At 40.8% G+C, this 14,049-nt stretch carries 12 protein-coding genes, 16 tRNA genes and 2 rRNA genes; 1 reads left to right on the top strand and 29 read right to left on the bottom strand.

From position 1 onward, the window contains the following. Positions 1-234 precede the first annotated feature (234 nt). Positions 235-1,464 (top strand): multidrug effflux MFS transporter, encoded by a 1,230-nt coding sequence (locus PTI45_RS17525; protein WP_069328891.1) that lies wholly within the window; start codon positions 235-237, stop codon positions 1,462-1,464. Positions 1,465-1,592: 128 nt separating this feature from the next. Here the strand turns inward: PTI45_RS17525 and PTI45_RS17520 are convergent, their stop codons facing one another. From PTI45_RS17520 to PTI45_RS24395, 29 genes are all read right to left on the bottom strand, one after another. Continuing rightward, entirely contained in the window at positions 1,593-2,387 is a 795-nt protein-coding gene (locus PTI45_RS17520) for a TrmH family RNA methyltransferase (protein ID WP_069328890.1), read from the bottom strand. Beyond that, positions 2,384-3,091 (bottom strand): potassium channel family protein, encoded by a 708-nt coding sequence (locus PTI45_RS17515; RefSeq protein WP_273594607.1) that lies wholly within the window; start codon positions 3,089-3,091, stop codon positions 2,384-2,386. Before PTI45_RS17515 ends, PTI45_RS17520 begins: the two co-directional genes overlap by 4 nt. Next, positions 3,091-4,674 (bottom strand): peptide chain release factor 3, encoded by a 1,584-nt coding sequence (locus PTI45_RS17510; RefSeq protein ID WP_069328888.1) that lies wholly within the window; start codon positions 4,672-4,674, stop codon positions 3,091-3,093. Before PTI45_RS17510 ends, PTI45_RS17515 begins: the two co-directional genes overlap by 1 nt. A gap of 112 nt (positions 4,675-4,786) precedes the next feature. Further along, a complete protein-coding gene (zwf, locus tag PTI45_RS17505) occupies positions 4,787-6,343 on the bottom strand; it encodes a glucose-6-phosphate dehydrogenase (RefSeq protein WP_069328887.1) in 1,557 nt (518 codons plus the stop codon). Between the two features lie 140 nt (positions 6,344-6,483). Next, the gene (locus PTI45_RS17500) at positions 6,484-7,134 is read right to left on the bottom strand and encodes a response regulator (protein ID WP_069328886.1); all 651 of its coding nucleotides are present in this window, start codon (positions 7,132-7,134) and stop codon (positions 6,484-6,486) included. Between the two features lie 4 nt (positions 7,135-7,138). Continuing rightward, positions 7,139-8,200, bottom strand: coding sequence for a sensor histidine kinase (locus PTI45_RS17495; protein WP_069328885.1), 1,062 nt, complete (start codon positions 8,198-8,200; stop codon positions 7,139-7,141). A 47-nt stretch (positions 8,201-8,247) separates the two neighbouring features. Further along, on the bottom strand, positions 8,248-8,916 hold the full coding sequence (gene liaF, locus PTI45_RS17490) for a cell wall-active antibiotics response protein LiaF (RefSeq protein ID WP_069328884.1): 669 nt from the start codon (positions 8,914-8,916) through the stop codon (positions 8,248-8,250). Positions 8,917-9,083: 167 nt separating this feature from the next. Then, complete coding sequence (locus PTI45_RS17485) at positions 9,084-9,824, bottom strand: PspA/IM30 family protein (RefSeq protein WP_069328883.1); 741 nt, start codon at positions 9,822-9,824, stop codon at positions 9,084-9,086. Position 9,825: 1 nt separating this feature from the next. Continuing rightward, positions 9,826-10,326: a PspC domain-containing protein gene (locus PTI45_RS17480; protein ID WP_069328882.1), complete on the bottom strand. Its 501-nt coding sequence runs from the start codon at positions 10,324-10,326 to the stop codon at positions 9,826-9,828. A 1-nt stretch (position 10,327) separates the two neighbouring features. Then, on the bottom strand, positions 10,328-10,999 hold the full coding sequence (locus tag PTI45_RS17475) for a PspA/IM30 family protein (protein ID WP_069328881.1): 672 nt from the start codon (positions 10,997-10,999) through the stop codon (positions 10,328-10,330). Between the two features lie 291 nt (positions 11,000-11,290). Further along, the gene (locus tag PTI45_RS17470; RefSeq protein ID WP_241669382.1) at positions 11,291-11,614 is read right to left on the bottom strand and encodes a hypothetical protein; all 324 of its coding nucleotides are present in this window, start codon (positions 11,612-11,614) and stop codon (positions 11,291-11,293) included. Positions 11,615-11,996: 382 nt separating this feature from the next. Beyond that, positions 11,997-12,076 (bottom strand) — tRNA-Leu (locus PTI45_RS17465). 55 nt (positions 12,077-12,131) lie between these two features. Beyond that, positions 12,132-12,208: transfer RNA gene (locus tag PTI45_RS17460), tRNA-Arg, on the bottom strand. A gap of 19 nt (positions 12,209-12,227) precedes the next feature. Then, positions 12,228-12,301: transfer RNA gene (locus PTI45_RS17455), tRNA-Cys, on the bottom strand. 18 nt (positions 12,302-12,319) lie between these two features. After that, positions 12,320-12,394, bottom strand: a tRNA-Gly gene (locus tag PTI45_RS17450). A 29-nt stretch (positions 12,395-12,423) separates the two neighbouring features. After that, positions 12,424-12,498, bottom strand: a tRNA-Gln gene (locus tag PTI45_RS17445). 8 nt (positions 12,499-12,506) lie between these two features. Continuing rightward, positions 12,507-12,579: transfer RNA gene (locus tag PTI45_RS17440), tRNA-His, on the bottom strand. 31 nt (positions 12,580-12,610) lie between these two features. Beyond that, a tRNA-Trp gene (locus tag PTI45_RS17435) sits at positions 12,611-12,684 on the bottom strand. Between the two features lie 7 nt (positions 12,685-12,691). Beyond that, positions 12,692-12,776, bottom strand: a tRNA-Tyr gene (locus tag PTI45_RS17430). Between the two features lie 19 nt (positions 12,777-12,795). Then, positions 12,796-12,871 (bottom strand) — tRNA-Thr (locus PTI45_RS17425). Between the two features lie 22 nt (positions 12,872-12,893). Further along, positions 12,894-12,969, bottom strand: a tRNA-Phe gene (locus PTI45_RS17420). A 97-nt stretch (positions 12,970-13,066) separates the two neighbouring features. Further along, a tRNA-Asp gene (locus PTI45_RS17415) sits at positions 13,067-13,142 on the bottom strand. Between the two features lie 7 nt (positions 13,143-13,149). Then, positions 13,150-13,223, bottom strand: a tRNA-Met gene (locus PTI45_RS17410). Positions 13,224-13,248: 25 nt separating this feature from the next. Then, a tRNA-Val gene (locus PTI45_RS17405) sits at positions 13,249-13,324 on the bottom strand. A gap of 102 nt (positions 13,325-13,426) precedes the next feature. Then, positions 13,427-13,498, bottom strand: a tRNA-Glu gene (locus PTI45_RS17400). 8 nt (positions 13,499-13,506) lie between these two features. After that, positions 13,507-13,598: transfer RNA gene (locus tag PTI45_RS17395), tRNA-Ser, on the bottom strand. A 3-nt stretch (positions 13,599-13,601) separates the two neighbouring features. Further along, a tRNA-Asn gene (locus tag PTI45_RS17390) sits at positions 13,602-13,677 on the bottom strand. Between the two features lie 53 nt (positions 13,678-13,730). Next, positions 13,731-13,847: ribosomal RNA gene (gene rrf, locus PTI45_RS17385) — 5S ribosomal RNA — on the bottom strand. A gap of 63 nt (positions 13,848-13,910) precedes the next feature. Then, positions 13,911-14,049 (bottom strand): 23S ribosomal RNA (locus PTI45_RS24395); the annotation flags it as partial.

The following is a 14,049-nucleotide window of genomic DNA, read 5'->3' as shown; positions in this document are numbered from 1 at the left end:
ACCTTCCTTCCTCGGGTGTAATTGGATTCCAGGATTGTTACAATCTTTTGGGATTTATTATAACACGAATTGGTGCAGACCGAAATATTAGGCTTTTCAGCTGTACTTTATTCGGTTACACTAAATACGGTTGTGCTGATTGAAGAGACATAGTTGTCTGAACATCAATCAAGTAAGATCCAAATAAAGTCCGTATACAGCTTAACGATCTACCAGAAAGGAATGAACGTATTCATGAACAAATCTTCATCTCATACACCTTTAACTGCGGATTCCTTAACCCGCTCTAAACGGTTATGGATCGCTTTAATTTTAGGTTCATTATCTGCATTTGCTCCATTATCGATCGATATGTATTTACCTGCACTGCCTACGCTAGCAGAGCATCTACATACCAATGCTTCTCTTGCACAGCTTAGTCTAACTGCTTGTCTGCTGGGTCTAGCATTCGGACAGTTAGTGGTTGGACCTCTTAGTGATGTCAAAGGTAGACGTGCACCGCTTATCATCTCATTGATTTTATATACGGTGGCATCGCTGTGTTGTGCTTTAACTCAAAGTATCGGGCTACTTATTGTTCTACGCTTCATACAAGGGGTTACAGGAGCCGCTGGTATCGTAATTTCGCGTGCTGTCGTACGTGACCTCTACTCGGGGCATGAATTAACCAAATTTTTCTCGCTGCTGATGTTGATTAATGGAGTGGCTCCGATCGCTGCTCCGATTATCGGTGGTGCTTTACTCAAATTTGTACCGTGGCAAGGCATCTTTGTCGTACTTGCGGTCATCGGCGCTATCATGTTATTTATGGTGTTGTTTGGTTTACCGGAGACATTATCCAATGAACGCAAAGCTTCTGGTGGACTGAGTTCAACATTACGTACATTTGGACGATTGATAAAAGATCGTCATTTTATCGGTTTCGCTTTATCCCAAGCATTTATCACTGCGGCGATGTTTGCTTATATTGCAGGTTCTCCTTTTGTCGTGCAGACGATATTCGGTGTATCTGCCCAAGGCTTTAGTTTATTTTTTGCTTTGAATGGTCTGGGCATTATTATTTTCGCTCAATTGGCAGGTCGTTTATCTGGTAAATACGGCGAATTGGCTATATTGAAAATCAGTCTAGGAATTGCTTTTACCGCGGCTCTATTGTTATTAATTATTGCTCTAGCAGGCGGTGGATTGTTACCGATTGCGATGATGTTGTTCTTTGTTGTATCTTGTGTAGGTTCTGTAGGCGCTACGTCAACGTCTCTGGCGATGCAAAGTCAAGGTAATGCCGCAGGAAGTGCTTCGGCTCTACTTGGCTTACTTCCGCTTCTGTTAGGTGGTGCCGCTTCTCCATTAGTGGGACTCGGTAGTGGACTCACTGCTGTACCGATGAGTGTTGTTATTTTGGTCGCAGAAGTGTTCGCAGTACTATGCTTTATCGGCTTGGTGAGAAAACCTGTGAAAGTATAGTTGTTAGGCTTACACAGTCTTTACTAGAATTAGCTCCATCATATCTAACACGAAAACATAGTTATAACAAAAAGGAACTTCATCGTATAAGAGAAGTTCCTTTTTGTTATAGCCTATATATCTGATTACTAAGATATCCGCTGACGCATCGCTTCAAATAAAAGGATCGTCGATGCCATCGCCGCATTTAACGACTCTGCTTGCCCTTGCATCGGAATCAAAATATGTTGATCCACTAACTCTGATACTTCCGCCGATATCCCTTTACCTTCGTTACCAATCACGATCCAAGCTCCTGTTGTAAAATCAAACTCATAACAAGATTGACTCGCTTGTAACGATGTACTTAGCACTAGATGCCCTTTTTGCTTGGCAACAGGTAATAGTTCACTGAGATCACTTTCAATCACAGGCAAATGAAATAACGAACCCATCGTCGAACGAATCGTTTTGGGATTATATAGATCCGCGCAACCTTTACCGAGTACAATACCGGTTGCTCCTGCCGCATCACTACTACGAATAATCGTTCCTACATTGCCCGGGTCTTGAACATTGTCCAATACCATCACCAGACTGTGATTGATTTCAAGTAGACGCTCAGTAAGTGAATTTCGTTTGTATACAATTGCAAAAACAGATTGTGGTGTCTTTGTATCGGTACATTTAGACAGTACTGCTTCGGATACAGCGATATACTGTGCTCCACCTGAATAATGATCAATATCTTCACGCAATTCAGCAGGAATCCCTTTTTCTGTATCATAGACGATACAGTCGATATCCCAATCACTACGAAGAACTTCACTAACCAGATGAATACCTTCTACTATAAATTTCCCTTGCTTATCCCGATGCTTTTTCTCAAGCAACTGCGCCCATTCCTTGACTTTCGCATTCTGGGTCGATAGAATTTCGGTCATTCTTCCAGACCTAATTCCATTTTAAGCAGATCATTCTTTTGTCCAACAATCACAAGAATATCATCCGGTTTGAGACGTTCATCCGGTGAAGGCGCAATATTCATTTGATTTCCTCGTTTGATAGCCATCACATTACAACTATATCGAACACGAATATCAAGTTCTTTTAAGTTAGAGCCGATCATAGCTTCGGATGCTTTCATTTCCACAATACTGTATTCTTCTGAAATTTCAATATAATCCAATACATTAGGGGATGTTAAATGATGAGCTACCCGTACCCCCATATCACGTTCAGGGAAAATGACTTTATCTGCACCGATCCGTGTTAATACTTTACCGTGCAGTTCATTTTGTGCTTTAACCAGAATCGTTGGAATATCCATTTCTTTGAGAATCAGTGTAGTCAGAATACTCGATTGAATATCTTCTCCAATCGCTACAACCACTACATCAAAGTTACGTAATCCCAGTGAGCGCAAAGCTTCTTCATCTGTTGAATCAGCTGTTACGGCTTGAGTTACAATTTTGGATACTTCTTGAATACGGTGTTCATCTGAGTCAATAGCTAATACGTCAAAGCCCATTTCACTCAATGTTTTGGCAATGCTAGAACCAAAGCGTCCGATGCCGATAATGGCATACTGCTTTCTAGGCATATTGTAACCTCCAAGCTTTTCATAAGCATATACTGTATTTGATATTAAGGAGCCATTTCCAAAAATTGAGCATCTGGATTTTTATCGATTGCTGTACGCATCGCATACTCATTTTCAAACAGAACCACATGGTTTTCTTTTTTATCTTTAACCAGTGTAGAGTTAATACGGAATTTGGAAGCATCCACTTTATCAGTGACAATCCAACGCGCAAATTGATATGGCATCCGTTGAAGCTGTACATCTACACCATACTCATTTTTCATCCGATATTCAAATACTTCAAATTGCAGCTGTCCAACTACACCCAGAATCGTTTCATCAAAGCTTACTGTATTAAATACTTGAATCGTACCCTCTTCAGTTAATTGATCAATTCCTTTTTGATATTGCTTGTGTTTAAGCGCATTTTTCACGGTAACTTTAGCAAATATTTCAGGTGAGAAGGTAGGCAATTCGTCAAAGACAATATCAGAACCCTGACTTAAAGAATCACCAATACGGAAAATACCCGGATCGAACAATCCGACAATATCGCCAGGATAAGCGGTTTGTACAATATCACGATCCTGTGCCAAAAATTGCTGTGGTTGTGCTAATTTGATCTCTTTGCCTGCACGTACATGGCGTACACTCATCCCACGTTCGAACTTACCTGATACTACACGTAAAAAGGCAATCCGATCTCGGTGAGCAGGATTCATATTCGCTTGAATTTTAAATACATATCCACTGAACTTATCATTCATCGGATCAATCATACCGACTGTACTACGACGTGGTTCAGGTTTTGGCGCAAGTTCTAAGAAGTTTTCTAAGAACGTCTGCACACCAAAGTTATTGACCGCACTACCAAAGAAGATCGGTGTTAATTCACCACGTAATACTTTGTCATAATCAAAAGGATCACCCGCTACATCCAACAACTCAATATCCTGACAAAGCTGATCATACAAAAATTCGCCTGCCATTTCTTTGATAATTGGATCACGATAATCTTCTACTTTTTGCACTTGAATCGTAGAATGATCTTTACCATTAAATAATTCAACCTGTGTTTTCATCCGATCATAGACACCGGATAGTTCGCGTCCCATTCCGATCGGCCAGTTCATAGGTACAGAACGAATACCTAATACTTGCTCCAATTCTTCCATCAATTCGAACGGGCTTTGTCCTTCACGGTCTAATTTATTAATAAAAGTAAAAATCGGAATCCCACGTTGAGCACATACTTTAAATAGTTTAATCGTCTGTGCTTCTACACCTTTAGCGACATCAATCAACATGACTGCTGCATCTGCTGCAGTTAACGTACGATACGTATCTTCACTAAAATCTTGGTGACCCGGTGTATCCAGTATATTAATACGATGTCCATTATAATCAAATTGCATTACTGAAGAAGTTACAGAGATTCCCCGTTGCTTCTCAATCGCCATCCAGTCACTTGTCGCGTGTTTGTTCGCTTTACGAGCTTTAACCGAACCTGCTTCACGGATAGCGCCCCCGAATAACAATAGCTTTTCTGTTAACGTTGTTTTCCCGGCATCCGGGTGAGATATAATCGCAAATGTTCTGCGTTTGTCCACTTCATTTTGTAAAGCTTGATCTATCGTTTTACTCATTATCATTTTCCCTTCATCACTTAAAATAGGCTTTATCCATTGTATCATATTCACGACAAAAACACTCTTATGTAATGCTCTCATAAGAGTGTTTTCTGCTCAATAATGATATTTAATTGCTACTTCCAACCTGCCAGATCACATCATCTTCATCCTGACCATTTACCGGCCACCAATGATATCCATCTTGTTGAAGTAACAAATGAGTTTCATCAGGTCCCCACGAACCCGCAGGATATGATTTAACATCCGTAGGATTCTGTGCCCAAGCATCCGCAATATGATCAATAAAGCTCCAAGCTGCTGATACTTCATCCCAACGGGTAAAGTAGGTTGAATCGCCTTGTGCAGCGTCTTCGATCAAACTTTCATAAGCTTCAGGGGAGTTAATTCCGATCATACAACTTTGACAGAAGTCCATTGCCAAAGGCTGGATTTCAGAATCAGAACCTGGTTTTTTAGCATTAATTTTGATATAGATACCTTCCATTGGATTTACACGAATAACCAATAGATTAGGTTCTAGATTATGACGTTGCCCTAGATACACATTCGTAGGGGTACGCTTGAATTCGACAATGATTTCAGTCGTTTTCACAGGTAGACGTTTACCCGTACGAATATAGAAAGGTACACCTGACCAGCGGAAGTTATCTACAAATAGTCTTGCAGCAAAATACGTTTCAGTATTAGACGCAGGATCTACTTTGTCTTCCTGACGGTAACCCGGTAATGTTTTACCTTTGGATTCACCTTCACCATATTGAGCACGTACTACATTTTTATCCACTTCTTCAGGTGTCATATAAGCACGTAGTGAACGAAGTACTTTTACTTTCTCATCATGAATATCTTCAGGAAGCAGACGACTTGGCGGTTCCATAGCAATCATCGCTAACATTTGTAGCATATGATTCTGTCCCATATCGCGTAAAGCCCCTGAATGATCATAATATCCACCACGTTCTTCTACACCAACCGTTTCACTAAGTGTAATTTGAATGTTAGAAATGTGTTGATTATTCCATAACGGCTCAAAGAACGCATTAGCAAATCGAATCACTTCGATATTTTGCACCATTTCTTTACCTAAATAATGATCGATGCGGTAAATTTCATCTTCTTTAAATACTTCATTAATCTCTGCATTGAGCTTACGAGCAGATTCAAGATCATAACCGAAAGGCTTCTCGATCACAAGACGATTCCAACCTGTTCCATCCATCATGCCGCCTGCACGTAAGTTAAGGGATACACTACCGAATAACTCAGGTGCGAGCGCTAGGAAAAAGAAGCGGTTGCCCGGAATACCATACTTGGTCTCAATCACTTCAGTTTGCTCTTTCAACTCTTGAAAACCTGCAACATTGTTAATATCTAACGATTTATATTCAAAATGTTCTGCAAAACGGTTCCAATCTTCTTCGGCTCCGATCTTGTAGCGACAAAACTCTATGATAGACTGATGGAGATCTTCCCGAAATTCTTCATTGGTACGCGGTCGACGCGCGACACCAATGACTGCAAAATCCTCTGCAAGTTTACCTTCACGATACAAACTATAAATAGCAGGAAACAATTTACGTCTTGCCAAATCCCCGGTTGCTCCAAAAATGAAAAATACCGCACTTGGTGTCTGCAATGTCTCAAGATTTTGTTTTTCAGTCATAGCTCCTCAACTTTCTATGTAAAATCTGTAATGTGGTAAACGTATTCTACCATAATTACCCTATCTATCGCTATCTGACCACTATAAGAAGTACTTATATCTTTGCCAAATAAAATTGATACGTTAAATCCACTGGTGAATTACTCGGCTAATCCATTTTTATAAGCATAGATTGCCGCTTGTGTACGATCTTCTACACCTAACTTGGCTAGCAAATTAGTCACATGAAACTTCACCGTTTTGATCCCAATAATTAATTCATCCGCAATATCCTGATTGGATTTCCCTTTGGCTAATAGACGTAGTACATCCATTTCACGATCTGTTAATTCTTCGTGTAATGCACGTTCAAGGGGTTCACGAAAACGACTCATCATTTTAGAAGCCACTTGCGATTCTAACACCGATTGCCCTCTGGCAGCAGCACGAATAGCATCTGCTATTTCACTAGCACGGGATGTTTTGAGCAAATAACTAAACGCACCTGCTTCAATCACAGGATACATTTTTTCGTCATCCAAATAGCTTGTCAATACAATCACTTTACAGTCGGAATTAATCTGCAATACACGCCTTGTGGTCTCAATACCATCCATACCGTCCATGACCAGATCCATTAAGATCACATCAGGCTTATATTCTTGAGCCAGACGAATACCTTCTTCTCCGTTACTTGCTTCACCAACAACCTCAATCCCATCTTCTGTATCTAATACAGCTGCAAGTCCAATCCGGACCATCTCATGATCATCGACTAATAATACTTTGATTGATTGTTCATCGTTTTCCATTGTATTATGCCCACCTGCTTTCTTCCGTATTTAAAGTCACAATCGGAATGACAATCTCAATACGTGTTCCTTTTCCAGGAGCTGTTATGTATTGAATCGTACCTCCCAATTCATTCGTTCGTTCTCTCATCGTAGATAAGCCATAAGAAGCTTGTTTCGTTTCATTTAATTCGAACCCGATGCCATCATCTTTTAATGTCACACGCACAGAATCTATTTTTTGAATAATACGAATTTCCATCCGTTCTGCTTTGGCATGACGAAGTGTATTGGATAACGACTCTTGTACAATCCGGAAAATATGATTTTCGACACCTTTTAATAATCGTAGATCATCATCCATATCTAGCGTAATTTCCATCGGAATTTTGGCTTGCAATTCACGAATCAATTCTCGCAATCCTTGAGACAAGCGTTTTCCTTCCAGATAAACAGGACGAAGATGTAATAGTAGCGCTCTCATCTCTGATTGAGCAACAGATGACATTTCTTCAATTAACTCCACCTGACGTTTGGCACGTGCAGGATTATTATCAAATGTACGTCCAATAGCTGTTGCAGTCATTGAGATGGCAAACAATTGCTGAGAAACGGCATCATGAAGTTCACGAGCTAACCGCTGACGTTCTTCGATAATAGCTGTAATTCTAGCCTGCTCTGCTAACTGTGCATTATTAGTGGATAATCGTTGAAGACTACTAATCTGATCTTCCCACTTTTTACCGATTCGATCAATTTGTTCACCTAGCCTTGACCATTCATCACTTCCCCATTGCGGAGCAGCTTGTGACCAATTCCCTTTTTCCCACATTAATAACGTATCTCGCAATTTATCCAAACGCATTTTGAGCCGGAGTGCATGATACAACCCATATAGACTACCTACAACAATAACCGGAACACATAATGCTGCTCCAGTCTGTAATAAAGAAGGCCATGATAATTCTACACTCAAGTGACCCGACGTATAGAGTACATAGATAATAATAACCAGTAATAAGAAGGCTAATAAAATACCTTCACCCATACTGCGGACAATCAAGTCAGCAGGTTTTCTCTTTTTCACGTATCAAGTCCTCCTGCTTATCTGACTTTAATGTATACACACCTGTACTAAGAAGATAAACGAACATTCAGATCACCAGCAATATACGAAATAACCAACTTCACTTTTTGCGTACTTGTAAGATAATTAGCGGATCTCCATTGCAAACGATTCTGTATGCCTTGTTGACGTTCAGCAACAGGATAGCCATTCGATTCGAAGCCAATCTGACCAACTAATAAATAAGCTTCAATCTCTACCCCATAATCTTCCGGTATAGAGAAGTCTAAGTCTCCTAATATCCCTTGAAAATACAGAACAGTTTCTGTTTCATCGGGTATCGCTAGCGCAAGATCACAATCAATATCTCCGATAGCATGCCATGAACTAGAACTTTGCATCATCCACGGTTCCCGATCATAACGAACATTTGTGATAAATCCTTGTTTCAGACGATAGGGCTGTCCCCGATGTGCTTTATTAGCACGTACATAAAACCATCCTAATGATATCAAAGTAATCCCAATCACAATCATCAAGTGATCTAACAGTAACAAGCCTAATCCGATACCACCCAAAATATACCCTTGTCTCATAGCACCACTACGTAAACGCATCATTCCGATTAGCAACAAAAGAAGTGCGGCAATCGTAAAGAAGCCAAACAACGGTCCTAATAAAACTTGCAATCCAATTCCGATCAATAACACAGCAAACACTTTCCTTTTTCTTCCCATAACCGCACCTCCTTTATTTCTAATAAGAGAAAAGCCATACCCGCATGATGACACATACGCTGTATGGCTTCGCCTGTTCTAGCATATCATATTGTCATTTTAATAACTATAATTTACATCGATGATTAGCTATATTGTATTAATCCACACTTATCTACTAAAATTAATTAGTGTTGGGGACCTTCATCTTTAGAAAGAGATGGACCTTCAGACGAATTAGATTCGATTGTTTTAGGTGCTAATTTGCTTTTCAACAAATTCAATTGCTCATCCACTCTAAGTTGTTTTTCTGCATCTTCTCCACTGATATAAGCATTGGATCCATATCCAGAACGGTAAGGAGCACGCATTACATCTGCTTCTGCTTCCATTTGCATGATTTTTTCTTCCATGCGGTTAAATCCTAGAGAAGCGCCACCTTTATCTATGGAATTCACAGAACTCACTTGAGCCATTTGTTTTTTAGCTTTTGCCATTTGAGCACGAGACACCAGTTCATTACGTTTGTTACGCATTTTGTAGAACTCGTCTTTCATTTCGTGCAATTGGTTCATCATATCAGTTACTTGTTCTTTAGCTTGGCTGTGCATTTCAGAATACTCAGTGAATTTTTGGTCAAAATACAACTTTTCTTCTAGCAATTTACGAGCCACTTCTTCTTGACCATTTTTAAGTGCAGCTGTTGCTTGGCTTTCACGTTGCATACCTACACGTGCAGCTTCATCAAAACGTTGCTTCATACGACGTTCATTTGCCATTTGTTTAGCAACAGTAACCTCTGCTTGATGAATCTCTGCTTCCATATCACGTAGATACTGGTTAAGCATTACAATTGGATCTTCTACCTTATCTAGTAAATCATTCACCGATGCCTTAGTCATATCTTTCAATCTTTTAAAAACTCCCATATTATAAATCTCCCTTCTCATATTGAGCGACTTTTTTTCTTAATTGTTCTACTTCTTTACGTAGTGCTTTATTTTCAATACCTTCCATCATTGAATCGAGATCACCTTTTGATTTGGATGTCTGATCAGGTGCTTGTTGCGGAGGGCGATTTTTACCAAAGTAACGAGAATTGCTTTGATGTGGAGCATCATACGTATTAGGTTCATACGCATTTTGCGATGTTCCCCAATATCCACCATAGGTTTGGCGTGGGCCATAACGATCTTCTTGATGTTCCTCATGAAAAGGATTCTGTTCAAAAGGACGATAAACTGGCGGTTGCTTAGGTACAATGAGTGCTGCAATAAGATAGATTAGCACTGTAGTTGTTCCTGTAAAAGGAATACTTAATATTAACAGAACCCGTAACAACGTTGGATTGATCTGAAAATACTCAGCAAGACCTCCACTCAGCCCACTCAGAATCCGATCATGATTGGAACGATATAACTTCGGGCGCATACTACTCCTCCTTACGATCTGGATCAAGCTTACGTCTTAAACGCTCTAATTCTTCATCTAACGATACACCATTAGTTGTATGTGAAGAAGACGAATAAGAATCACCGTTTCTCAAATCCCGTAAAGCTTTGGCTTCAATCTCCCAATCGGAGATTTTATCTTCCAAACGTCCAAATGCTTGCGGTGTACCTTCAACAGCATTACCAAAACGGCGATTCATTTGTTGTTGCAGACGAAGTGTCTCCATACGAGCATAATAATACTCACGTTTACTGTATACTGCTTGGTACTCGGATTTTAATGTATTGAGTTGAAGCTGTACTTCTCGTAAAGCTTCAGTATTTTGATCCAACAATTCAGTATACTGATTTTCTTTTTCTTCATACATTACTTTTTCTTGCAAAGCCATGCGAGCCAATTCTTCCTCTTCTGCTTGTAGGGCTAACATCGCTTGTTCTTCACGTTTTTGACGCATTGCTGATGCTTGATCTACATGTTGTTTCAATTGACGTGTGTGTTGAGTCACATGATGCTGTAATTGCTCAGCTTCTGTAATAGCACGCCGTGTCTCTAAAAGAAATTGGTCAATCATTCTCACAGGGTCTTGACTCTGTTCTAATCTTTCATTTAAAGTAGCCACTGTAATATCACGTACACGTTTAAAAACGTTCATGAATAATTGCTCCCTCCCTTGCTTGATCACAAGTGATCTTTTTTGATATCTACGTATATCTTACTTTCATTCTATCGAAAAAGTATGCTTAACAGATGAAATCGAAGATCAACGATATCCTATTATTTTGTAGTGTAATAGATGACTATACTTGTAATGAACCACACTACTTTATAATAATGTCTTACTATATTTATATCGTAACATTCCAACTGCTTTATTAGAATGTTACCCATTCACAACCTCTACACCAACAAGATTCGATGATTTAAATAAAGAATGTATCTATATTTAGAACATTCGATCTTGTCGTTGCTGATGATGACGATTTTTCAGCATCGAATAACCCCACCATACCAACGCAATTCCAATTACAGGGCCAATAATCCAAGATAACTTAGCAAATAGGATACAAGCACCTATAACCGATAATGTAATCCCCAAAAATCGACGTCCACTTTGTAATGCATAATAACCAAGTACAAGTAATGCGATTGGGATTAATAGTCCAATGAGATAACCGAGCAGACTATGTAACACCGGTACAAATTTGCCGAAAACCATTAATACACCAATGATAATCAATGCAAAAGCAGCTATACTTTTACGATTCATGCGCAAATGCTCCACCTCCTTTACTTAGATATTTGTATTCATCATTTTTAATATCCATATTCTTAGATGTTCATACGTGACGAGATGTTCAATACCTCAAGACTGCAAAGCATCTAACATGTTACTTTCATATCTGGCTGTAGCAAATGTTGTGTTTGCCTTATATACACATTGTAAAGTAGAAATCGATTCTGCAAAATGGACTACAGGTGGTTTTTTATCCTAGACCTTAGACGGGGGCTACTTGTGCATTATCGAATTAACCTACAAGTAAATCAATGTAATAGGAATTAAGCACATATTATATACTCATTATGAGGATCTATTTTAAAGACAATAAAAAAAGCACCAGATCAAATGATCTAGTGCTTTTCTTTGTGTATGCCGGTGAAGGGACTCGAACCCCCACGGTTTCCCTCACGATTTTGAGTCGCGCGCGTCTGCCAATTCCGCCACACCGGCTAATTAAAAATGATACTATTTTTTGTTTCTTCCATTTAGAACATAAGAGCTAAAATGGCGCGCCCTAAGAGATTCGAACTCCTGGCCTTTTGATTCGTAGTCAAACGCTCTATCCAGCTGAGCTAAGGGCGCAAGAATTTTAAAAAATAACTGGAGGCGCCACCCAGATTCGAACTGGGGATAGAGCTTTTGCAGAGCTGTGCCTTACCACTTGGCTATGGCGCCATATTATATTATAAAAGATGGAGCGGACGATGGGAATCGAACCCACGACCCTCGCCTTGGCAAGGCGATGCTCTACCGCTGAGCCACGTCCGCTTATACTTGATTGAAGTAGAAGTAAATAATGGCTGGGGATATAGGATTTGAACCTATGCATGACGGAGTCAAAGTCCGTTGCCTTACCGCTTGGCTAATCCCCAATAAAAAGGGCGACCGATGGGACTTGAACCCACGAATGCCGGAGTCACAGTCCGGTGCGTTAACCCCTTCGCCACGATCGCCATGCTATAAAATGAATCATTAATGTTATATTGGCAGGGGCAGCAGGAATTGAACCCACACTAACGGTTTTGGAGACCGTTGTTCTACCTTTAAACTATGCCCCTTCAAAACTGGTGGAGGCTGATGGATTCGAACCACCGAACTCGGAGAGAACAGATTTACAGTCTGCTGCGTTTGGCCACTTCGCTAAGCCTCCACATTAAATAAAAAAAAGATGGTGCCGGCGAGAGGATTTGAACCCCCGACCTACTGATTACAAGTCAGTTGCTCTACCAACTGAGCTACACCGGCAAGTGTTATACATTAATCTAAATGGTGGCTCGGGACGGAATCGAACCGCCGACACGAGGATTTTCAGTCCTCTGCTCTACCGACTGAGCTACCGAGCCGTAGTCTAATGTATTGCTGTGTGTCGACTCTTCTACTCAATCATGATGAGAACTATCTATTAATGTAGTGAGTTGATACTAGTTATTAAGCAATTAATGGCGGAACCGACGGGATTTGAACCCGCGATCTCCTGCGTGACAGGCAGGCATGTTAACCCCTACACCACGGTTCCAGATTAATTGCGGGGACAGGATTTGAACCTGTGACCTTCGGGTTATGAGCCCGACGAGCTACCGGACTGCTCCACCCCGCGTCATTGTTCTTACTATAAAATTCTATGGTGGAGGTTGACGGGATCGAACCGCCGACCCTCTGCTTGTAAGGCAGATGCTCTCCCAGCTGAGCTAAACCTCCATTGTGACACAAAACTTACTATATCATTTTCTAATTACTTTTGTCAAGTCTTTTTTTATAAGCAATGTTACTAAACTTAACAATACAGTGATAGAAAAGATATGACCCGTAGGGGACTCGAACCCCTGTTACCTCCGTGAAAGGGAGGTGTCTTAACCACTTGACCAACGGGCCGTACATTGTGGCGGAGAGAGAGGGATTCGAACCCTCGAGACGCTTGTGACGCCTACACGATTTCCAATCGTGCTCCTTCGGCCAGCTCGGACACCTCTCCATATGGCTCCCCGAACAGGACTCGAACCTGTGACAACTCGATTAACAGTCGAGTGCTCTACCAACTGAGCTATCAGGGAATAGTCACCGTCTCCTCGGATTGCTCCTTGAAACGGTCAATCTGTACTGCTCTGCTTGGCAACGTCCTACTCTCCCAGGACCCTGCGGTCCAAGTACCATCGGCGCTGGAGGGCTTAACGGTCGTGTTCGGGATGGGTACGTGTGGAACCCCTCCGCCATCATTACCAAACAGTCAGGCTAATGTTGCTCCCTGAAAACTGAATCCGAAAACTGAAACACCGCGTTTGTAGATTTGGATAAGCCCTCGACCGATTAGTATTGGTCAGCTCCATGCCTTGCGGCACTTCCACCCCCAACCTATCAACCTCGTCGTCTACAAGGGGTCTTACATCCTGGGAAATCCCATCTTGAGGGGGGCTTCCTGTCTATTT

The organism is Paenibacillus nuruki, from assembly GCF_001721045.1.
Lineage (GTDB): Bacteria > Bacillota > Bacilli > Paenibacillales > Paenibacillaceae > Saccharibacillus > Saccharibacillus nuruki.
The sequence above is the reverse complement of the archived record's forward strand: the minus strand, read 5'-3'. Positions and strand labels throughout refer to the sequence as shown.